This window comes from Mycolicibacterium vinylchloridicum (assembly GCF_013404075.1).
Taxonomy (GTDB): domain Bacteria; phylum Actinomycetota; class Actinomycetes; order Mycobacteriales; family Mycobacteriaceae; genus Mycobacterium; species Mycobacterium vinylchloridicum.
This window is the reverse complement of record NZ_JACBJQ010000038.1, coordinates 14,014-35,258: the sequence shown is the minus strand read 5'-3', so window position 1 is coordinate 35,258 and position 21,245 is coordinate 14,014. Positions and strand designations below refer to the sequence as shown.

Genomic DNA, 21,245 nt, shown 5'->3' with positions numbered 1-21,245 from the left:
GCCACTGATGCTAACGGCGAGTGGGATCCGGTTGCGGGATAGCGGCCAGCAACTTCCGGGTGTACTCGTGCTTCGGGTGAGCGAAGATGTCGTCCGCATCGCCGTACTCGACCATCGCGCCCCGGTGCATCACGACCACGCGATGGGCGAGGTGCTTGACCACCGACAGGTCGTGCGAGACGAACAGATACGAGAGGTCGAATTCGCGCTGCAGGTCCAGCAGCAGGTTGATGATGCCGGCCTGGATGGACACGTCGAGCGCGGACACCGGCTCGTCGAGGGCGAGGATCTTGGGCTGCAGCGCCAATGCGCGGGCGATGCCGATCCGCTGCTTCTGGCCGCCGGAGAACTCGCCCGGATAGCGGCTGGCGTCAGCGCGCCGCAAACCGACGGTCTCCAGCAGTTCGGCGACCCGTCCGTCGATGCTCGTCTTGTCGAAGCCGTTGGCGCTCAACGGTTCCGCCAGCAACTCGAAGACCGGTAGCCGGGGATCCAGCGAGGCTACCGGATCCTGGAACACCACCTGCAGATCCCGGCGTAGTTCGCGCCGGCGTGCCGAGGTGAGCGTGGCGACGTCATTGCCGAGCACCTCGATGGAGCCGGACTGTGGCGCGGACAGCTCCAGGATCTCGTGCAGCGTGGTCGACTTGCCCGATCCGGATTCCCCGACGATCCCCAGCGTCTGGCCCCGGGGCAGCTCGAAGGACAGGCCGTCGACGGCGCGGACCTCGCCGATCTGGCGGCGGAACACCACGCCCTTGGTCAGCTTGTAGGTCTTGACCAGGTTCTGCACCCGGATGGCCACCTCGGAGGCGGCAGTGTTGTCGACTGGCACCGGCTGGGTGGACACCCCATAAATTTCCGCCGCGGCTCGGCCCTTGACCTGGTCGGTGCGGATGCAAGCCGCGGCGTGCGCGGGCCCGACGGTCAGCAATTCCGGCTCCGCGGTTCGGCAGTCGTCGATGGCCAGCGGGCAGCGCGGTGCGAACGGGCACCCCGGTCCGAGGTTCACCAGGGAGGGCGGTGCACCGGGAATGGGCACCAGCCGGGTGCCCTGGGGGGAGTCGAGGCGGGGCACTGATCCCAACAGCCCTGCGGTATACGGCATCTGGCGGTCGCGGTACAGGTCGCCGACTCCGGCGACCTCGACCGCGCGACCGGCGTACATCACCAGCGCGCGGTCGGCGAATTCAGCCACCACACCCAGGTCATGGGTGATGATCAGCACGCCGGCACCGGTGACGTCGCGAGCGGTCTTGAGCACTTCGAGAATCTGGGCCTGCACGGTCACATCGAGCGCGGTCGTCGGCTCATCACAGATCAACAGGTCGGGGTCGTTGGCGATCGCGATCGCGATGACGACGCGCTGACGTTCGCCGCCGGACAGTTCGTGCGGGAAGGCCCGCGCCCGCTGCCCGGGCTGGGCGATACCGACGAGCTCGAGCAGTTCGACGGCGCGCGTGCGCGCGGCCTGCTTGCCGATGTCGCGGTCGTGCACGGTGATGGCCTCGGCGATCTGGTCGCCCACGGTGTACACCGGCGTCAGCGCGGACATCGGGTCCTGGAACACCGTGCCGATGCGCAGGCCCCGGATCTTGGACATGTCGGCGTCGGACAGCCCGAGCAGTTCTTGCCCGGCCAGTCGCACCGACCCGGAAACGGCGGCGTACTCGGGCAGCAGACCGATGACCGCCATCGCCGCCGCCGACTTGCCCGAGCCGGATTCGCCGACCATCGCGACGACCTCGCGCGGCCGGATGTGATAACTCAGGCCACGCACCGCGGTGAGGTCATCGGTGGCGGTCGGGAAGGTGACGGAGAGGTCCGTGACTTCCAGCAGTGGCTCGCTCATGACTTCGTGTTCTTCCTGCGGCCGCGGCGCAGGTTGGCGCTGCCCGGGTCGAGGGCGTCGCGAAGTCCGTCACCGGTGAGGTTGGCGCACACCAGGATCAGCACCAGCACCCCGGCCGGGAACAGGAACACCCACGGGAACGTCGTCGCCGACTTGGTGCCGTCGGCGATCAGGGTGCCCAGCGAAACATCGGGCGGCTGGATGCCGAAACCCAGGAAGCTCAAGCCGGTTTCGGCAAGGATCGCGACCGCGACGTTCAGGGCGGCGTCGATGATCAGGATCGACGCGACGTTCGGGATGATGTGCCGGATGATGATGCGTGAGCTCGGCACACCCATATACCGTGCCGCCTTGACGAATTCGCGCTCCCGCAGGCTCATCGTCAGACCCCGCACCATCCGGGAACTCACCATCCAGCTGAACCCGGCGAGCAGCACGATGAGCAGCGCGACGTTGGCGGACCCCTTGGTGATCGGCGTGAGAATCGCGATCAGGATAAAGCTCGGCACCACCAGCAGCAGGTCCACCACCCACATCAGGGTGCGGTCGCGCCAGCCGCCGAAGTAGCCGGCGATCGAGCCGACGGTGGCGGCGATCCCCGTCGAGATCACCGCCACGCACACGCCGATCAGCATCGACTTCTGCATGCCGCGCAGAATCTGGGCGAAGAGGTCCTGACCGATGGCGTTGGTACCGAACCAGTGGTCGGTGCTGGGCGGGTCTTGCAGCGCGTAGAAATCCAGATCGGTGTAGGACCACGGCAACAGCGGTGGCAGTGCGTAGCAGCCGATGAAGAGCACAGCCAGCACGATCAGGGAGACCATCGCCGCCCGGTTGCGCGCGAACCGGCGCAGCACCAGGGTGCGACGGGAGGCGAACTCCTCGATCTTGACCCCGGAGCGGGCGCTGCTGTCCGTTTCGGTCATGTCACCCTCACCCTGGGATCGAGGATCGCGTAGATGACGTCGGACAGCAGGCCGGCGAGTAGCACGACGGCACCGGAGAACACGGTGATCGCCGCGACGATATTGGTGTCCTGGGTGGCGATGCCCGCAACCACCCACTCACCCATGCCGTGCCACCCGAAGATCTTCTCCACGAACACCGCCCCGGTGACCAAACCCGCGACGCCGTAGGCGAACAGCGTCGCCATCGGGATCAGGGCGGTGCGAAGTCCGTGCTTGAACAACGCCTGGCGCCGGGTGAGTCCCTTGGCCCGTGCGGTGCGAATGAAGTCCTGACCGAGGACATCGAGCATCGCATTGCGTTGGTAGCGGCTGTAACCCGCGATCGCGCCGAGCGCCAGGGTGACGCTGGGCAGGATCAGATGCTGCAGCCTGTCGATGAACTGATTCCACGGACCGCCGACGGCATCGGGACTCGTCTCGCCCGTGTACTCGAAAATCTGAAGTCCCAGAATGGAATTCACCTTGAGTGCAGCCAGGATCGCCAGGTTGGCGATCACGAACGTCGGCGTGCTGATCACCAGAAGCGACAGCAGCGTTATCACCCGGTCGGATAGTCGGTACTGGCGAATCGCACCCCAGGCGCCGATCACCACGCCGATCACGGTGCCCAGCACCGAGCCGATGACCAGCAGCCGCAGGCTCACTCCGATGCGGCGCCCCAGTTCGTCGGAGACGGGCTGACCGGTGACCGTCGTGCCGAAGTCGCCCCGCACCGCACCGCCCACCCAGTGGGCGTAGCGCAGCGGTATCGGCTTGTCGAGATCGAGCTCGGCGGCCTTGGCGTCGATGACGGCCTGCGGTGGTCGGGGATTGCGTTGCAGCAGGCTGTTCAACGGGGTGAACGTCAGCGAGGTCAGCGTGAAGGTCAGGAATGACGCCAAGGCGAGCAGCACCAGGTAGTTGAGCAGCCGACGCGCCAGGAATCGCGTCATCGGGCGTTGCTCGCCGCAGGGTGCATGCAGCACAGGGTAGGAGATGACGGAGAGAAATCACGGGAAGACCTCGGCCCGTTTGTCGCCGCCGTGCGCGGATAGTCAGGCGGGCGTGAATGGGATCACGCGCCTGCGCGCGGGCGCGGTACTCGCGTTGACCGTCACGGCGCTGGCCGCATGCACCGACAAGGGCAGCCCGACCGAGCCGACGATCACGAGCCCCAGCCCGACTACGGTGCACACCTCCCCGCCCATGCTGCCGAGTAGCGCGCGCCCGTCACCCAGCATGGAGCCGCGATAACAGGGCCGCTGCCTGCGGTTTTGTCTGCGCGACGGGAACGCCAGGTTTCGGCCCCACAGGTCACGGCTAACCAATTGCCAGCAGATCGGCAGGGAAGCCGGTCTGTGGAACACCGACCGAGACCGATTGGAAGTGTCGAGATGCTCAACATCAAAACGCTGTCCGCCGTGGTCGGCGGCAGTGCGATGGTAGCCATGGCGGCGTTGGCCATGGGAGTGACCGAGCCGGGCGGCGCCATGGTGGTGTCGGACCCGGGCACGTTCACCTCGCCGGTGACCTCGGAGATGACGACGGGGGAGACGACAACTACGTCGACCGGGGAGCCGACCCGGGCGCCGGAGGTCGCGACCCCGCCGGTGACCGCCGAACCTCCTGAGGCGCCCTGAGTTGCGATTTCGGCGCGCTTTCGTTCGCTCAGCGGCGGTTAGCGCGCCGAAATCGCTTTGATTGGTAGGGGTGGCAGTGGCGGCTGCCCTTGCCGCCGAGCAAGCACGTCGCCGTTGTCGCGTGCATGGACGCCCGCCTCGACGTGTACCGGATCCTGGGCCTCAAAGATGGTGAGGCACATGTCATCCGGAACGCCGGCGGGGTGATCACCGATGACGCATTCAAACGCGACATCCAGGCCGAGACCGGCATCAAGCCGCAGTGGGCGGCCGAGGCGTTCGGGGATGTCGACGAAGACGTCCGCCAGTCGCTACGGCGCATCGAGAACAGCCCGTTCGTCACCAAGCATGAGTCGCTGCGTGGTTTCGTCTTCGATGTCGCGACGGGCAAGCTTGCCGAAGTTGTCCTCTAGCGGTTTCAAATAAACTGTTTGACCTGCAGTTCTTCCCTCTGCGCCCAACCCTTGACTTAGCAGGCGTTGCTCGCTAGATTCCAGGTTAGGTTTGTAATTCTGGTCAATCCTACCAAGTTTACGAGGAAATCCATGGCAAGTCCGGTGGTCGAAAGCCCCGCGCCGGGGCAATACGAGCTGAGCCACTTGCGGTCGCTCGAGGCCGAGGCAATCCACATCATCCGCGAGGTCGCGGCCGAGTTCGAACGGCCGGTGCTGCTGTTCTCCGGCGGCAAAGACTCGATCGTGATGCTGCACCTGGCGATCAAGGCCTTCGCCCCCGGGCGCCTGCCGTTCCCGGTCATGCACGTCGACACGGGGCACAACTTCGACGAGGTGATCTCCACCCGCGACGCGCTGGTCGAGAAGTACGGACTGCGACTGGTGGTCGCCAGCGTGGAGGAAGACATCGAAGCCGGCCGCGTGGTGGACAACGGGCCGTCGCGCAACCCGCTGCAGACGGTCACACTTCTTCGCGGCATCCGGGAGAACAAGTTCGACGCCGCCTTCGGTGGTGCCCGCCGCGACGAGGAGAAGGCCCGCGCCAAGGAGCGCGTCTTCAGCTTCCGCGACGAGTTCGGTCAGTGGGACCCCAAGGCTCAGCGGCCCGAGCTGTGGAACCTCTACAACGGACGCCATCGCAAGGGCGAGCACATCCGCGTCTTCCCGTTGTCGAACTGGACCGAGTACGACATCTGGGCCTACATCGGCGCCGAAGAGATCACGCTGCCGGCGATCTACTACTCGCACACCCGCCCGGTGTTCCAGCGTGACGGAATGCTGCTGGCCGTCCACGAATTCATGCAACCGAATCCCGACGAGAAAGTCTTCGAGACCGCGGTGCGGTTCCGCACCGTCGGTGACGTGACGTGCACCGGCTGCGTGGAATCTACAGCTTCCACCGTCGAAGAGGTGATCGCCGAGACCGCGGTGTCGCGGCTGACCGAACGCGGCGCCACCCGCGCCGACGACCGAATCTCCGAAGCCGGTATGGAAGACCGCAAGCGGGAGGGCTACTTCTGATGGCAACGCTTCTGAGAATTGCGACCGCCGGATCTGTCGATGACGGTAAGTCGACTCTGATCGGCCGGTTGCTCTACGACTCCAAGGCCGTGATGGAAGACCAGCTGGCCGCCGTCGAGCGCACGTCGCGCGAACGCGGCAACGACTACACCGACCTCGCGCTGGTGACCGACGGGCTGCGCTCCGAGCGCGAGCAGGGCATCACCATCGATGTCGCCTACCGCTATTTCGCAACGGCCAAGCGGAAATTCATCATTGCCGACACCCCGGGCCACCTCCAGTACACCCGCAACATGGTCACCGGCACGTCGACCGCGCAACTGGTGATCGTGCTCGTCGACGCCCGCCACGGGCTGCTCGAACAGTCCCGCCGGCACGCCTTCCTGGCCTCCCTGCTCGGCGTGCAGCACATCGTGCTGGCTGTGAACAAGATGGACCTCATTGATTGGGACCGTGAGCGTTTCGAGTGGATCCGCGAGGAGTTCCACGCGTTCGCCGCCCGTCTGGACATCCATGACGTCACCACCATCCCGATGTCGGCGCTCAACGGCGACAACGTGGTGACCAAGTCCGACAAGGCGCCCTGGTATGACGGTCCGCCGCTGCTGAGCCACCTCGAGGACGTCTACATCGCCGGCGATCGCAACCTCGTCGATGTGCGTTTCCCGGTGCAGTACGTGATCCGGCCGCAGACGAAAGAGCATGCCGACCACCGCAGCTACGCGGGCACCATCGCCAGCGGTGTGATGCGCCCCGGTGACGAAATCGTCGTGCTGCCCAGCGGAAAGACCAGTCGTATCACGACGATCGACGGTCCGACCGGCCCGGTCTCCGAAGCGTTTCCGCCCATGGCGGTCTCGATCAGCCTTGCCGACGATATCGATATCTCCCGCGGTGACCTGCTGGCCAGGCCACAGAATCAGCCAACGCCCACGCAGGAATTCGATGCCACGGTGTGCTGGATGGCCGACGACTCCGCGCTGGAGCCAGGCCGCGACTACATCATCAAGCAGACCACTCGCACGACGCGGGCCCGGGTCGGCGCTCTGGACTATCGCCTGGACGTCAATACCCTGCACCGGGACAAGAGCGCAACAGCGTTGAAACTCAACGAACTCGGCCGCGTGACCCTGCGCACCCAGGTGCCGTTGCTGCTTGACGAGTACACCCGCAACGCCGCCACCGGGTCGTTCATCCTCATCGATCCCGACACCAACGTGACCGTCGCCGCGGGCATGGTCCGCGATACGGCGCCGTCCGCGGCCCGTACCGCGTCGCCGAACACGGTGCGCCACCAGTCGCTGGTGGATGCCGGGGACCGGCTGACCAAGGGCCGAACGCTGTGGTTCACCGGCCTGTCGGGCTCCGGCAAGTCGTCGGTGGCGGTGCTGGTGGAGCAGAAGCTTCTGGAACATGGTTGCCCTGCTTACATTCTCGATGGTGACAACCTGCGCCACGGGCTCAACGCCGACCTGGGCTTCTCGATGGCCGACCGGGCCGAGAACCTGCGCCGGCTGGCCCACATCGCCACCCTGATGGCCGACGCCGGCCTGACGATCCTGGTGCCTGCCATCAGTCCGCTGGAGGAGCACCGCGAACTGGCCCGCAAGGTGCACGCCGATCAGGGGGTGGAGTTCTTCGAGATCTTCGTGGACACCCCGCTCGAGGACTGCGAACGGCGGGATCCCAAGGGGCTCTACGCCAAGGCGCGGGCCGGGGAGATCACCCACTTCACCGGGATCGACAGCCCCTATCAGCGGCCGAAGAATCCTGATCTGCGGCTGACCCCGGACCGCGAATGCGACGAGCTGGCCCAGCAGGTCATCGACTTGTTGGAGCGTGAGCGGTGAGCGACCACGACCTGGCTGCCGAGCTGGCCACCCAGGCGGGCAAGCTGCTGCTCGACGTGCGTGCCGAACTGGCCGAGGCGACAGGGGCGGAGCGAAAGGCCGCTGGCGACAAGCGCTCTCACGACTATTTGATGGAGGCGCTGGCCAAGGCGCGGCCCGGCGACGCCGTGCTCTCCGAGGAAGGCGCCGACGATCCGGTCCGGCTGCGCAGCCGGCGAGTGTGGATCGTGGATCCGCTCGACGGCACCCGGGAGTTCTCCGAACTCGATCGCGACGACTGGGCCGTGCACGTGGCGTTGTGGGAGGACGGCGAACTGATCGCCGGTGCCGTTGCGCTGCCGGCGCAGAACGTCACCCTGGCCACCCCGACGGTGGCTGCGCCGCCGCAGGCACCGGCCGCTGCGCGCATCGTGGTGTCACGAACGCGGCCGCCCGCGGTCGCGCTCCAGGTGCGGGATGCGTTGAACGGCGTGCTGGTCGAAATGGGCTCTGCCGGGGCAAAAGTCGCGGCAGTGGTGCAAGGCCTCGCCGATGTATACGTACATGCGGGCGGGCAGTACGAATGGGATTCGGCCGCTCCGGTCGCCGTCGCTCGTGCCGCCGGGTTGCACACATCGCGGATCGACGGATCGCCGCTGCAGTACAACCGGCCCGACCCACTGCTCCCCGATGTCGTGGTATGTCGGCCGGAATATGCCGAGGCGGTGCTGGCCGTAACCCGCTGACGGCCAGCTGTTGAACTCGCTGAGGTACCCCGATAACGTCTATACGCCGGGACGGCTGTCGCGTCGGCTCGGCCCCGCAGGGAGACCTCATGCAGACACCATTTCGGCGAATCGTCACCGGCCACGACGACGCGGGGAGGGCGATCATCGTCTCCGACGAGCCGCCCCCGCGCACTGTTCAGATCGGTGGTGAGAATGGTGCGACGTTCTATGAAATCTGGAACACGCGCGAGACGCCGGTGCTGATCGACCGCCGGTCGGGTGAACCCGAGGAGAGCGCTCTGACTCTGGCTCCGCCCAAGGGCGGCACCAGGATTCGGGTCATCGACTTCCCGCCGGAGGGCGACGAAGTCCGTCAGCTCAGTGAGGAAGAGGCGCGAGCCCGCTTCAGCGAGATCGGTGGTGCGGACGCGTCGACCGAAGGCGGACCGCACCCCTTGATGCATCGCACCGAAACCGTCGACTACGGAATTGTTCTGGAAGGCGAGCTCACGTTGATCGTCGACGACGACGAGACGACGGTACGGGCCGGTGACATCGTCATTCAACGGGGGACCAACCACGCCTGGGCCAACCGATCCGGAGCCCGCTGCCGCATCGCGTTCATCCTGATCGACGGTGAGTTCACCGACGGTCTGTAGCTATCGCAGCGTCGAAGGAGACGGAGTCACCTTCATGATCGGCGGCTACTGTCTGATCGCGACGGTCTTGAATTGCTGTGACGTACCGGCACCTGAGGGGAGCACCGACCATGAGTGAACTCAACACCCTGCGCGCGATGGCGGGCCTTCCGCTGCAACCGCCGAGCCTGGCGGCCTCGACGCTCATCCTGGTGGACTGCCAGAACACGTACACGCGCGGCGTGATGGAACTCGAGGGCGTGCAGGGCGCACTGGACGAGGCTGCCGCACTGTTGGACCGGGCCCGGTCGGCCGGCATCCCGATAGTCCACATCCAGCACGACGACGGGCCCGGATCGCTGTACGACGTCAATGGCGAGAGCGGTGCGATCGTGTCACGGGTCGCGCCCCGCGACGGTGAGCCGGTCGTGGTCAAGAACTACCCGAACTCGTTCGTCGACACCCCACTGGACGAACACCTCAAATCGGTGGGTGCTCAGAATCTGGTCCTCGCCGGATTCATGACGCATATGTGCATCAACTCCACGGCCAGGGGAGCGTTCAATCTCGGGTACGCGCCCACGGTGGTTGCTGGCGCTACCGCAACGCGAGCGTTGCCAGGTGTCGATGGCGGTGCCATCCCGGCGGCAACGCTGCAGGGGGCGAGCCTCGCGGCCCTGGCCGATCTGTTCGCCGTCGTGGTGCCGGATACAGCCGCCATCCCAGACTGAGGCCCGAACTCCGGCCTTAGCTGAGAAATAAGCCCCCGGAACCTGAGAAAAACGGGCGTCAGTGGACGGTTGGCAATGGCCTGAAACGCCGTAAGTGCTGTCGATAGCGAACACACAAAACTTTGCTGAGTAGGCCGATTGCTACGGTTGTCGCATGTAGATGGCAGTAGCAGAGTTCACCGGTGGTTCACCGTAGGGAAATTTGACCAGGTCGAAAAAAGGAATTTGTAGCAAAAACGTCAATAACCGTTTTCTCTCAGGTTCGTCTCAGGTATGTTCAGCTATGTCAGTGTTGACCCCATGCCCGGGAGGGATTGAAATGCAAATTTCCATACGCTCACAGCTCATTGCGGGAACTGCCGCTGTTGTTGGCGCCAGTGCCATCGCAATGACACCCGTAACCCAGGCCAATCTCGCCTTGCCGGATCTGCAGCTGCCGTCCGCCGCCCACGTGTCCTTGGCGGGCTTCGACAGCCCGCTGTCCGAGCTTCTCGGTACGGTCAGCAACTTCAACCAGTGGATGTTGAGCGCCGACAACACGACTGCTGGCTACACCGACCTCGGCGGGCTCGTCAGTGCCGGCGGCGTCACAATCGCCAAGGCCGGCTATCAGTTCAACGCGGTCGGTCTGCTCCCACAGGTGATCAATGACCGCCTGCCGATCATCACCCAACTGGGGTACAACGGGGCAGCATCTCTCGAGAGCACGATGAACGCCGTCACGACGATGGCATTGATCGCCAGTGAAGCGGTCTGGAACCTGCCGGGCGCGTTCGTCACGGCCACCCAGCAGGCGCTGTCCGGCGACATCCCCGGCGCCATCGCCACGTTGCAGAACGCGATTGTGACCCCCTTCGTCGATGCCGCCTCGGTCGCGCTGGCCAGCGGCAGCTACATGCTCGACAACGCGGTCGCCAGGGGTACCGCCCTGCTCGATGCGGTTCCCGCCCTGGTCAACCTTGTTGTGCAGGGCTCTGTCGGACAGGCCCAGGTGCTCGCCGGCTCGTTCAGCGCCGTCGTGCAGAACGTGATCACGGGGATCACGAACGGCAATGCGGAGGAGACGTGGAACGCAGCGGTCGACGGATTCCTGGGGAAGAACGGCGTTCCGGGCACGATCCTCAACCTGACCGTCGGCGCCGGCGTGCAGGTCGACGCGGCCACCGTTGTGCCGAGTGTCCGCGGCATGATTCAGGCCGCTGTCCACGGTGTCGCCGACGCCCTGTCGCAGACCGGATCGGCGCCGCCGGTCCCACCGCCTGCGTCGGCGGTCCAGAGCCCGTCGGCGTCGGCGCTGCGCGTCGCGGCCGTGCAGGAATCGTCGCCCGCTGATGAGGGCGGAGCCGGCGCCAGCAACGGAAGCCCCGGCAGTGGCAACGGTGCCTCCGCCGGTGACAACTCGGGCGGTACTCACGCCAAGAGTGAGTCGACGAAGTCCGGCGCCAAGCACGGCGTCGGCGGTTCCAAGAGGGCGGCTGCCAAGGCTTCGGCAGACAAGTCCGCGGACTGAATTCATTGCATTGGCAAGGTGCCCCTCCTTTTGTCAAAGGAGGGACACCTTGCTTTTCGTTTGCGTCAAATTGTGCGAATTAAATGTCCCAAAATTGGGGCTCCTCTCTTAGCTTCTTCTCAGGTATTCTTAAGCCGGCAATAGGCCTGGAATCGCCAGGAGGTGAGCACACCGTGCGGCGGGGATTTGGCGCGATTTTCACCACGGGGGCGGCGCTCGTAGGCGCCACCATCGTCGTTGCCAACCCGGTTTCGGCACCGCCGTCGGACGTTCGCGTCCCCCCGGTGAAGCTCTCGATGGACAGCACGGCGTCCAGCGCGGCGCTCGATCAGGCTCTGCTCGAAACGATCGCGAAGAATCCCGCCGAGACAACGCCGGCGAACCTGTTCAAGAAGTCGGTGGCCGGCGTGGTCACCAACGTGACCCTGCTCAGCGGGCGAGCGGTCGAGGGAGCACTGCGGGTCCGGCCTGTCGTGGACGGAACGCCCGCCCCGATGCCCCCGCCGCCGGTGCCGTCGACGGCCGTCGTCGATCTGCTCGGCGGCAGGCAGGTGAACGTCTCGGCGGCGAAAGTTCCGGCCGCACCCGTCGAAGATCCCGCGCTGCAACACACTGTGTCCTCGGTCGCCGACTATGTGGGCTATGTGAGCGTGCGGGCGGTCGAGGCCACCGATGCGGCCGGGACCATCGGCGCGGCCGAACCCAAACAGATCGCCGACACCCTGGCCCAGCTGACGCATGGTGACGTCAACTCCTCGATCACCACGGCCCTGCGCACGGCGGTCGCGCCGGTCGGCCCACCGTCGATGGTCGTCAAGGCGATCCGCGCCGGAGTCCGTCAGCAGCTGACCGAGCTCGCCGATCGCATCCGGCGCTCCCTGCCGACCCCGCCGAGGATCAGTCCGCTCATCCGGCCGTCAAACACCAAGCGTCCGATGTCGCTTCGCGCCACCCTGGGCCACCGCCGCGCAGCCGCGACACCCCCTACTTCTGCTGCCGTCGCCGCTTCGTCCGACCAGACCGACCGGGACCAGCAGAAGCCGACGACCGTCAACGGCGCCACCGATCTGAGCGACGGCAACAAGGCCGTCCCCGCCACGAAGGCGGCGCAGCCACAGCTGCGGCAGCGCGCCGAGGCGTCGCTCAACCAGGCACGCAGCTCGCTGGAGCGCCTCGGCGACGTCTTGCGCAAGGCCCTGCCTGCGCCGCCCACTCTGCCGAAGCTGCCTCGGCCGCACCGGGCGCACCGGCGCTAGACAGGCGCATCGGCGTCAGGCAGGCCGACTGCCCAGGCGTCAGTGGCAGAATTCGCGGCATGCGGATGTCAGCGAAGGCGGAGTACGCCGTCCGCGCGATGATCCAGCTCGCCTCCGTCGACACCGGTGCGCTGGTCAAGACCGAGGATCTGGCCAAGGCACAGGGCATCCCCGCGCAGTTCTTGGTCGACATCTTGTCCGACCTGCGCACCGACCGGCTGGTACGCAGCCACCGCGGCCGCGATGGCGGCTACGAGCTGGGCCGCCCGGCCGCGGACATCAGCATCGCCGACGTGCTGCGGTGCATCGACGGGCCGTTGGCGAGCGTGCGTGACATCGGGCTTGGGGACTTGCCCTACAGCGGGCCGACGGCGGCGCTGACCGATGTGTGGCGGGCGCTGCGGGCCAGTATGCGTTCGGTGCTCGAGGAGACCAGCGTGGCCGATGTGGCCAGTGGGCAACTGCCCGACCACGTCGCCGATCTGGCGAACGACTACCTCCGGCAGGAGAACCGGCGAGGGCACAACGGCTAACCGGCGCCCGACCCGTACGGCCGGGTGATGATCTCCAGGTAGTGGCCCGCCGGGTCGCGGAAGTAGACGCCGCGACCGCCGTCGTTGTGGTTGATCTTGCCGGGCCGGGCGGCACGGGGATCGGCCCAATGCGGCAGCTCTCGATCGGAGATCTTGCGATAGATCGCGTCGAAGTCGTCCTCGGACACCAGGAAGGCGTAGTGCTGCGGGTGAATTGGTTCCTCGGCGGGCACGTCGGTGAAATCCAGGCTCAGCCCGTGCTCGAGGGTGACGACGAGGAAATGTCCGAAAGGCACGGCATCCGGTAGCCCGAACAGCTCCGTCAGGAAGTGGGCGGACTGCTGCTTGTCATGTGCGGCGACGATGGTGTGATTCAGCTCGATTGCCATTATCTTTGCCAGACAAGCACTTTCGATTGCCCCCTGCAATGGAGCGGCGCCACGCCGGTCGGAGTCGCTGTATGCCGTACCGTCTCTGGCTTATGGCGACAGCGCAATCCCGTGTCGAGATGCTCGGCAATATCGGACCCAACTGGTTCGCATCCGTCAATGGTACCGGAATCGTCGCGACGGCGGGTGCGACGCTGCCGGTCCACATGTGGGGGCTGCGCGGCTTCGCCGAAGTGGTCTGGGTGATCGCCGCGGTGCTGCTGGTCATCCTGATCGCACTGGTGGGCGCGCACTGGTTGCGGCACCCGACGGTCGCGCGCACCCATGCCCGCAATCCCCAGATGGCGCACTTCTACGGGGCTGCGCCGATGGCGCTGATGACCGTCGGCGGCGGCGCCGTGCTGATCGGTCGCGACCTCATCGGCGAACACCTCGCGGTCGACCTGAGCTGGGTGCTGTGGACCGCAGGCACCGTCGGGGGCCTGTTCACCGCGGTGAGCATCCCGTTCCTGATGTTCACCCAGCACAACGTCGAGCCCGACGCGGCGTTCGGGGGCTGGCTGATGCCGATCGTCCCGCCGATGGTCTCAGCGGCCAATGGTGCGTTGCTCATCTCGCACATGGCGCCGGGCACCGGGCGCACCACGATGCTCTACGGCTGCTACGCGATGTTCGGGCTGTCGTTGGTGGCCGCGTTGATCATCATCACGCTGATCTGGAGCAGGCTCGCGCTCTACGGAACGTCGGGTACCGCCAGGGTGCCCACGCTATGGATCGTGCTCGGACCAGTCGGCCAATCTATTACCGCTGCAGGGCTTCTCGGCCTCAACGCGGCGCGGACCGTCCCGCAGGAGTTGGCTGAGAACATGAACGCCTTCGCGATCATCTTCGGAGTGCCGATGTGGGGCTTCGCGGTGCTGTGGATCGCGCTGGCCACCTCGTTGACGGTCCGCACCCTGCGCCGCGGTATGCCGTTCGCGCTGACCTGGTGGAGCCTGACCTTCCCGGTCGGCACCTTCGTCACGGGCACCACGCAGCTGGCTGTGCACACCCAACTGCCTGCGTTCAAGGTGGCCGCCGTGATCGCCTATGTCGGGTTGCTGAGCACCTGGCTGCTGGTCGCGGTCCGCACCGCCCGAGGCAGCGTGCGCGGCAATCTGCTGAACCCGCCGCCCGCAGCCGGGCCGATCAAGGCACGCAAGGATCCGGCGAAGTAGCTCCCCAGGGCCAAACCGACGATCCGCCGCGAAAGTTCGAGGAGTGACCGGCAAAACGTCGAGCTCGCGGCGAACGGGGTGTGCCAGAATCGCGATCGTGCACATTGGGATGACCCTGCCGGTGATGGAACCGGACGTCGACGCAAAGATCCTCAAGCAGTGGGCCCAGACGATCGACGGGGGGCCGTTCTCGTCGCTGTGCTGGGGTGAGCGGATCGCCTTCGGCAACCCGGACTCGCTGACCCTGCTGGGCGCGCTGTCCGGATGGACCGAGCGGGTGCCACTGGTGGCCACTGTCATCGTTCCGCAGCTGCACAATCCGGTGATGCTGGCCAAGGCGCTGGCCACCGGCGACCTGCTGTGCGGCGGTCGGCTGACGGTCGGCCTCGGGGTGGGCGGCCGCCACGAGGACTACCGCTCCGCGGGCGTCGACCCCAAGACGCAGACCATCCGCGAGATGGCCGAGCGGGTGGCGGTCATGAAGCAGGTCTGGGCTGGGGAGAAGGTCACCGAATCGGTGCTGCCGGTGGGTCCGGCGCCCGCCCGCAGCGGCGGACCTCGGCTGCTGGTCGGCACCACCGGGCCCAAGACCCTGCGCAGTGCGGCACAGTGGGCCGACGGGATCACCGGGATCTCGCTGGACCTCGACGTCGACAAGCAGAACGAGTTGTTCGACGTGGCCCGCGGTGCATGGGCTGAGGCGGGGAAGCCCAAACCCCATCTCGCGACATCGTTTTGGTTCGCCATCGGCGAGGGCGAGGCGCCCCGCGCACAGGTCACCAAGCACCTGCTGCACTACATGAACTGGATTCCGCGAGAGTACGTCGAGGCGATGGCGCCGACCACCGGCTGGGCGGGCACCGACGAGGAACTGGTCGCGGTGTTGCGCGCCTTCGCCGCGATCGGGACCAGTGAACTGCACCTGATCCCGACCAGTACCGATATCGGTCAGCTGCGCCGAGTCGCGGATCTCGTCGGCGAAGTGTCGGCCGAAACCGGAGTTTCGGCGTAAGAATGAGTCATGTCCCAGCCCTACGGTAACTATCAGCTCGAGATCTATTTTCAAGGCCTCACCGGTGTGCTGCCCAGCCTGCCGATGTCGTTCGCAGAGCTGGAAGCCCGTGCTGCCCAAGCTCTTTCACCCTCGATATGGTCCTACGTGGCCGGCGGAGCCGGCGATGAGCGCACCCAGCGTGCCAACGTCACCGCCTTCGAGCAGTGGGGTTTGATTCCGCGGATGCTGGTCGGCGCCACCGAGCGAGACCTGTCCGTGGAACTGTGGGGACGACGTTGGGCCGCCCCGGTGTTCATGGCGCCGATCGGAGTGATCGGTTTGTGCACCATCGACCAGCACGGTGATCTGGCCGCCGCGCGCGCGGCGGCGGCCACCGGCGTGCCGATGTGCGTCTCAACGCTGACGATGGACCCTCTCGAGGATGTCGCCGCCCAATTCGGCGACACCCCAGGTCTTTTCCAGCTGTACACCCCGGTCGATCGCGATATGGCCGAGAGCTTCGTACGCCGCGCCGAGGTGGCCGGGTACAGCGGAATCGTGGTGACCCTGGACACCTGGGTGCCCGGGTGGCGGCCGCGTGACCTCGCGACCGCCAACTTCCCGCAATTACGCGGGAAGTGCCTGGCCAACTACATCAGCGATCCGATGTTCCGAACGAAGGTCGAAGGGGATATCGACGCCGACCCGCGCAACGCCGTGATGGCCTGGGTCAGCAATTTCGGAAATTCGTTGACCTGGAACGACTTACCCTGGCTGCGGTCCCTGACGTCATTGCCATTGATCCTCAAGGGAATCTGTCACCCCGACGACGCCCGGCGTGCGATCGACGCCGGCGTCGACGGCATCTACTGCTCCAACCACGGTGGGCGGCAAGCCAATGGCGGGCTGCCGGCGCTCGACTGCCTGCCCGATGTGGTGGCCGCCGCCGGTGATGTGCCGGTGCTGTTCGACTCCGGCGTGCGTTCCGGCGCCGACATCGTCAAGGCGCTGGCGATGGGCGCCAAGGCGGTCGGCATCGGTCGGCCCTACGCATACGGGGCCGCCCTGGCCGGCGCCGACGGCATCGTGCATGTGCTGCGGTCGATGCTGGCCGAGGCCGACCTGATCATGGCCATCGACGGCTACCCGACGCGGGCCGATCTGACCCCCGGTTCGTTGCGGCCCGTGCGACAGTAGGCGTATGTCGCAACCATCCACGACCGTCAGCCGCCTTGCGGAGAAGCAGAACACCTCGCGCGCCCGGCTCGACGAGCTTCTCGACGCGACGCCGCTGGCGACGATCGCGTTGATCCGCGACGGGCACCCGGTGGTCTTCCCGACCGGCATCGCCCGCATCGACGACGAACTCGTGATCCACGGATCGACGGGGTCGCCGTGGATGCGGCAGCTGGCCGATGGCGCCGCCGCTGCGGTTTGCGTCACCGCACTCGACGGAGTTCTGGTGGCGCGCAGTGGATTCGAATCCTCATTCCAGTTCCGCAGCGCGGTTCTGTTCGGGACCTTCGAGCCGGTCCCGGAGGCCGAGAAGGTCGGTTACCTCGAGACGTTGACCGACACGTTCATCCCCGGCCGGGTGGCCGAGCTGCGGGCCAGCTCGCGCAAGGAACTCGCCGCCACGATGGCGCTACGCATGCCGATCACGGGCGACAACTGGTCGCTCAAGATCGGTGACGGGTGGCCCGAGGATGACGACGACGACGTCGCCGCCGGGGCGTGGGCCGGGATTGTGCCGTTGACCACCGTCTACGGCGAGCCCAGGCGCGCACCGGACTGCGATCCCGCCACGCCGGTGCCGCCCTCGGTCAATGCGATGGTGGGAGAGCTGTCGAACCGCCGGGGGAGACAGCTTCGCTGACAAGCGGTTTCGGCCGCAGCACGATGCTGAACACCAGCGCGATGACGCCGATGGCCACGACCGACCAGAACGCGTGCTGGAACGTGGAATCCGTACCGGAGCCGACGATGGGCCCGGCCCACGCAAATCCCAACGAGAAGCCGATGCCGTAACTGGCATTGGCAAGTCCCGGCAGCGCGCCGGGTGCCTCGTCGGAGGCCTGCAGCACACCCAACGACATCAGCGGTGTGTGTATGACTGCCGAGCAGGTGATTCCGTAGACCACCATGAGTGCCACGATCGCCCATTTGTTGTCGGCGAACACGGCCATCAGCGCGACCACCACGATGGTGGACGCGATTCCGCCACGCAGCACCGTGACGAACCCGACGCGGACGGCGAGCCGGCCGACGAACGGCGAGGCAAGTACCTGGACGACGGCAGCAGGGGTCAAGAACAACAGCGCCGTCATCGTTGCGTTGAGCCCGAAGCCGGAATCAGGATCTTCGGCCAGGCTGGGAATGACGAAAGCCTGCACCACCATGAACGACCCCACGATCAGGATCGTGACGATGATCAGCGGCCAGGCTTCCCGAGATCGCATGTGCGCGAGCGCGATGACGGGATGCTCGACGCGGTTGTTGGAAACGATCAGCGCCACGAAGGCCACGGCGGTCACGGCCAGCCAGACCAGGGTGGGCGTCGATGTCCACCCGCCATGGCCGCCCTCGGACATGAACATCGTGAGGCCGCCGACCGACGATGCGATGAAGACCGCACCGATCCAGTCCATCCGGCCGTCGGAGCGAGAACCCGGTTCGCCTGATTTGTCTGAGGGAACCCACTTCCACGCGAATGCCACGGCAATCAAGCCGACGACGGTGGTGAGGAGGAAGATCGAGCGGTAGCCCCACACGTCGGTCATGATGCCGGCGAGAAACGCATCCCCGCCGGCTATTCCGCCGTTGATGGAAGCCATCAACCCGCAGCACACGCCGAAAGTCGCGCCGCTGACCCGGGCCCGCAGAATCATGAACCCAAGGCCGTAGGTGATATTCGAGGCGCCCTGCAGGAACCGGCCGACGACGACGAGCGGCAGCGAGCTGCTCAGGCACAGCACCGTGCCGAGAACGCAGATGACGAGGATGCCGATCAGGACGCGCTTGCGCCCGATGTAGTCACTCCATCGGATCAGGACGACGTTCGCGATCGCGCCGGCCAGATAGAACGGTGCCGACATGGCCACGAACGCCCCGGCGCCGAGAGTTTCGTTGATGTCGCGGACGGCCGGCGACAACATGGTGGCGTTCAAGGAGAACGACATCACCGAGAAAATCAGGGCCGTCACCAGAAGGACGATCTGCCGGCGGGACAACGTGTCGGTGTCGAGGGACGGCTGACTCACGGGATGCATCGTATGTGACCAGCGCTGATCTCGGGGGTCAGTGACGCCGCCATCCGCCAAGCAGGGTGCGCCAGAACTTTCGGTACGCCTCGGGGAACACGGTGTCCTCGGTGGTGCGCGGGGGCGCCGGTTTTTTCGCCGGCTCGTCGGGACCGTCGTACTCGGGGGAGCCGTCGTGTTCGGCCACGGTGTCGAGGCCCGTCAGCGCCGGCCCGGCCCAAGGGGACCGGGGCCGATCGGACCGGGACCGACTGGACCGGGGCCGACTGGGCCGGGCCCCAACGGACCCACTCCGGCGGGGCCGACGTAACAGCACGGATTGATGTAGACGTTCACGTCGTCGTAGTACTCGCACTGATTGGTTTCCCAGTTGAAGTACATCCCGGCCCCGCAGCCGTCGTCGGCTGAACTTGTTGGTGCCCCGGTGATTCCGGCCACCGGAACCGAGGCGACCAGCACGGCGTAGGAGACGATGCGCGCGATTCGATTCCGCATGTGCCCTCTTCCGCCGATAGGTATCTCACCGTATCGGACAACGACGGCGCCGTCAGGCAGTTAGGCGCGCTGCCGTGTGCTCGGGTGATGAGCCACCGCCGACAGCCATTCCGCGCTGATCGTCAGATCGTCGAGCTGGCGGTCGATCCCGTCGACGCGATTGGACATGTCGCGCAATTGTCTGGCCAACTCAGCCCGCTGCATGACCAGTTTCGCGCGCATCCGCTCGAGCATCGCCAAGAGGGCCTGCGCTTCCGAGCGAGTCGGGGTGTTGGCGGTGGTAGCTGACATCGCCGCCTCCTTCGGAGAGAAATTGGTGTACCCCCAGGTTGCGCCCACCAGAGGGAGTAGTGCCAGCGGTTTGGGACACCGGCAGGCTGTTCGCAGCCCGCGCCGAGAATTGAACTAGCCCAGGATCCGGTCGGCTTCCCGCTGCCCGCTCAAGTAGGCGCCGTGGACGGTGCCGAACCACTCGGGATTGGTCGCCTCGCCGGCGAACAGGAGGCGCTCGCCGACCGGTTCGCCGAGCGCGTGCATGTCGTCAGGGCTCGAGCCGACGGCGATGAAACTGTACGAGCCGAGGGCGTATTTATCTGTGCCCCAACGTGTCACGATCGATCCGGTCGGTTTGGGAGCCGCAATGGCGGTGATCAGTTCGTCGACGGCATCCTCGTCCGACATCGATTCGCGCGACCACGCCGCCTCCCCGCCGCGCAGGCCGACCAATATCGGCTTGTCGGCGAATACCAGACCGTTGACCAGGTCGGTGACCGGCTGATTCCTGCCGACCAGCCCGATCATCGGGGTGGTCTCCGGCCAGAACGGTTTGTCGAAGGCGACGACAACCTTGTTCAGCAGCCCGAACCCGAGGCGCTCGATGGCGTTGCGTTTGGCCTCCGGAAGCGGCGGGTCGAATGCGATGGCACCCGCCTTGAGCACACCCAGCGGGACGGTGACGATGACCCGGTCGGCGGTGATGGGCCCCGCCGAGGTGTCGAGGCGAACCTGCGTTCCGCCGTGTGCAATCCGCGTCACCTCGGTGCGTTGGCGGATGTCGAGTCCCTTCGCGAGGTGCTGCGACAGCTGTATGTAGCCGCCGGGGAGGATGACGTCAGGCCCCTGGAACTGTTCCTCGCTGCCCAGCCAGCGCAGCGACAACTGGTCGGGGTCGGCCGCGTACTCGCCGGCGATCCGGGACGTCACGTTCCACGCGACGAGCGGATCGTTCATATCTGCGACGCCGACCAGTCCTTCGCCGACCGACTCGTCGGAGGGCGCGTCGCCACTGAGATCATCGAGCTTCGCCACAATCCGGTGCCACTCGTCGACCGATGCTGCGGCTGCCTTCGGGTCGACGGTCCCGTTGCGGCCGACCAGGATGAAGTCCTCGAAATCCGTTGGGACAGTTTTCGCGCCGACATCGTGGGCGAGCGTGCTGATCGGGTTGTTCTCGGTGCCGTGGATCCAGGACGCGCCGATATCGATCGGCACACCCAACGACGTGTCGGTAAGGGTTCGTCCGCCGATGCGATCACGGGCTTCGAGCACGGTGACCTTCACCCCCGCGTCGGCCAGCCGGCGAGCCGCCGCCAATCCCGAGAAGCCGGCACCGACGACGACGACGTGATCGCTGACCTTCTCATCCGCGCCGCTGCATCCCGGCACCAGCGGCGCCGCCGCGAGCGCACCGATACCCAGCATGAACCCGCGCCGCCCGACCGCACGCATGGCGGTAAAGCTATCCCGCCGCT

The 21,245-nt window shown here is 66.3% G+C and carries 23 protein-coding genes and 1 pseudogene; 15 read left to right on the top strand and 9 right to left on the bottom strand.

The genetic code is table 11. From position 1 onward, the window contains the following. Window positions 1-10: 10 nt before the first annotated feature. From HPC46_RS25115 to HPC46_RS25105, 3 genes are read right to left on the bottom strand one after another with little or no spacing between them, the layout of a single operon-like run. Window positions 11-1,852 (bottom strand): oligopeptide ABC transporter ATP-binding protein OppD, encoded by a 1,842-nt coding sequence (locus HPC46_RS25115; protein WP_179474906.1) that lies wholly within the window; start codon window positions 1,850-1,852, stop codon window positions 11-13. Further along, on the bottom strand, window positions 1,849-2,778 hold the full coding sequence (locus tag HPC46_RS25110) for an oligopeptide ABC transporter permease OppC (protein ID WP_179474905.1): 930 nt from the start codon (window positions 2,776-2,778) through the stop codon (window positions 1,849-1,851). The genes HPC46_RS25115 and HPC46_RS25110 overlap by 4 nt, the downstream gene beginning before the upstream one ends. Beyond that, window positions 2,775-3,752: an oligopeptide ABC transporter permease OppB gene (locus tag HPC46_RS25105; RefSeq protein ID WP_179474904.1), complete on the bottom strand. Its 978-nt coding sequence runs from the start codon at window positions 3,750-3,752 to the stop codon at window positions 2,775-2,777. The genes HPC46_RS25110 and HPC46_RS25105 overlap by 4 nt, the downstream gene beginning before the upstream one ends. 112 nt (window positions 3,753-3,864) lie before the next feature. Here HPC46_RS25105 and HPC46_RS25100 point away from each other — a divergent pair, with 112 nt between their 5' ends. From HPC46_RS25100 to HPC46_RS25050, 11 genes and pseudogenes are all read left to right on the top strand, one after another. Beyond that, a complete protein-coding gene (locus HPC46_RS25100) occupies window positions 3,865-4,053 on the top strand; it encodes a hypothetical protein (RefSeq protein WP_179474903.1) in 189 nt (62 codons plus the stop codon). Window positions 4,054-4,193: 140 nt separating this feature from the next. Then, window positions 4,194-4,439, top strand: a complete 246-nt coding sequence (locus tag HPC46_RS25095) for a hypothetical protein (protein ID WP_179474902.1) — start codon at window positions 4,194-4,196, stop codon at window positions 4,437-4,439. Window positions 4,440-4,522: 83 nt separating this feature from the next. Then, window positions 4,523-4,852: pseudogene (locus tag HPC46_RS25090) on the top strand (beta-class carbonic anhydrase); the annotation flags it as partial. Window positions 4,853-4,984: 132 nt separating this feature from the next. Next, window positions 4,985-5,914 carry a sulfate adenylyltransferase subunit CysD gene (cysD, locus tag HPC46_RS25085; protein ID WP_179474901.1) on the top strand — a complete coding sequence of 310 codons (930 nt, stop codon included), beginning with the start codon at window positions 4,985-4,987 and terminating at the stop codon, window positions 5,912-5,914. Then, entirely contained in the window at window positions 5,914-7,764 is a 1,851-nt protein-coding gene (gene cysC / locus HPC46_RS25080) for a sulfate adenylyltransferase subunit CysN (RefSeq protein WP_179474900.1), read from the top strand. Before cysD ends, cysC begins: the two co-directional genes overlap by 1 nt. After that, window positions 7,761-8,489, top strand: a complete 729-nt coding sequence (locus HPC46_RS25075) for a 3'(2'),5'-bisphosphate nucleotidase CysQ (protein WP_179474899.1) — start codon at window positions 7,761-7,763, stop codon at window positions 8,487-8,489. The genes cysC and HPC46_RS25075 overlap by 4 nt, the downstream gene beginning before the upstream one ends. Before the next feature lie 89 nt (window positions 8,490-8,578). Then, window positions 8,579-9,130: a cupin domain-containing protein gene (locus tag HPC46_RS25070; protein ID WP_179474898.1), complete on the top strand. Its 552-nt coding sequence runs from the start codon at window positions 8,579-8,581 to the stop codon at window positions 9,128-9,130. 110 nt (window positions 9,131-9,240) lie between these two features. Next, entirely contained in the window at window positions 9,241-9,840 is a 600-nt protein-coding gene (locus tag HPC46_RS25065) for a cysteine hydrolase family protein (RefSeq protein WP_179474897.1), read from the top strand. Window positions 9,841-10,228: 388 nt separating this feature from the next. Further along, on the top strand, window positions 10,229-11,350 hold the full coding sequence (locus HPC46_RS25060) for a hypothetical protein (RefSeq protein WP_179474896.1): 1,122 nt from the start codon (window positions 10,229-10,231) through the stop codon (window positions 11,348-11,350). A gap of 173 nt (window positions 11,351-11,523) precedes the next feature. Next, window positions 11,524-12,606, top strand: a complete 1,083-nt coding sequence (locus HPC46_RS25055) for a hypothetical protein (protein ID WP_179474895.1) — start codon at window positions 11,524-11,526, stop codon at window positions 12,604-12,606. Window positions 12,607-12,665: 59 nt separating this feature from the next. After that, complete coding sequence (locus HPC46_RS25050) at window positions 12,666-13,139, top strand: Rrf2 family transcriptional regulator (protein WP_179474894.1); 474 nt, start codon at window positions 12,666-12,668, stop codon at window positions 13,137-13,139. Here HPC46_RS25050 and HPC46_RS25045 read toward each other — a convergent pair. Further along, window positions 13,136-13,528 carry a VOC family protein gene (locus HPC46_RS25045; protein WP_179474893.1) on the bottom strand — a complete coding sequence of 131 codons (393 nt, stop codon included), beginning with the start codon at window positions 13,526-13,528 and terminating at the stop codon, window positions 13,136-13,138. The genes HPC46_RS25050 and HPC46_RS25045 overlap by 4 nt on opposite strands. Before the next feature lie 92 nt (window positions 13,529-13,620). Between HPC46_RS25045 and HPC46_RS25040 the strand changes: the two genes are divergently transcribed. From HPC46_RS25040 to HPC46_RS25025, 4 genes are all read left to right on the top strand, one after another. Beyond that, window positions 13,621-14,745 carry a TDT family transporter gene (locus HPC46_RS25040; RefSeq protein WP_233716660.1) on the top strand — a complete coding sequence of 375 codons (1,125 nt, stop codon included), beginning with the start codon at window positions 13,621-13,623 and terminating at the stop codon, window positions 14,743-14,745. 124 nt (window positions 14,746-14,869) lie between these two features. Then, entirely contained in the window at window positions 14,870-15,757 is an 888-nt protein-coding gene (locus tag HPC46_RS25035; RefSeq protein ID WP_233716662.1) for an LLM class flavin-dependent oxidoreductase, read from the top strand. 9 nt (window positions 15,758-15,766) lie between these two features. After that, window positions 15,767-16,936: an alpha-hydroxy-acid oxidizing protein gene (locus HPC46_RS25030; protein WP_179474891.1), complete on the top strand. Its 1,170-nt coding sequence runs from the start codon at window positions 15,767-15,769 to the stop codon at window positions 16,934-16,936. A 4-nt stretch (window positions 16,937-16,940) separates the two neighbouring features. Continuing rightward, entirely contained in the window at window positions 16,941-17,615 is a 675-nt protein-coding gene (locus tag HPC46_RS25025) for a pyridoxamine 5'-phosphate oxidase family protein (RefSeq protein ID WP_179474890.1), read from the top strand. Here the strand turns inward: HPC46_RS25025 and HPC46_RS25020 are convergent. From HPC46_RS25020 to HPC46_RS25000, 5 genes are all read right to left on the bottom strand, one after another. Continuing rightward, window positions 17,563-19,008, bottom strand: a complete 1,446-nt coding sequence (locus HPC46_RS25020; protein ID WP_179474889.1) for an MFS transporter — start codon at window positions 19,006-19,008, stop codon at window positions 17,563-17,565. The two genes, HPC46_RS25025 and HPC46_RS25020, sit on opposite strands and share 53 nt — an antisense overlap. Window positions 19,009-19,036: 28 nt before the next feature. Further along, a complete protein-coding gene (locus HPC46_RS25015; protein WP_179474888.1) occupies window positions 19,037-19,186 on the bottom strand; it encodes a hypothetical protein in 150 nt (49 codons plus the stop codon). A 14-nt stretch (window positions 19,187-19,200) separates the two neighbouring features. Beyond that, window positions 19,201-19,494: a hypothetical protein gene (locus HPC46_RS25010; protein WP_179474887.1), complete on the bottom strand. Its 294-nt coding sequence runs from the start codon at window positions 19,492-19,494 to the stop codon at window positions 19,201-19,203. Window positions 19,495-19,554: 60 nt separating this feature from the next. Beyond that, window positions 19,555-19,785: a hypothetical protein gene (locus tag HPC46_RS25005; RefSeq protein ID WP_179474886.1), complete on the bottom strand. Its 231-nt coding sequence runs from the start codon at window positions 19,783-19,785 to the stop codon at window positions 19,555-19,557. Window positions 19,786-19,899: 114 nt separating this feature from the next. Beyond that, window positions 19,900-21,222, bottom strand: a complete 1,323-nt coding sequence (locus tag HPC46_RS25000) for a flavin monoamine oxidase family protein (RefSeq protein WP_179474885.1) — start codon at window positions 21,220-21,222, stop codon at window positions 19,900-19,902. Between the last annotated feature and the right edge of the window lie 23 nt (window positions 21,223-21,245).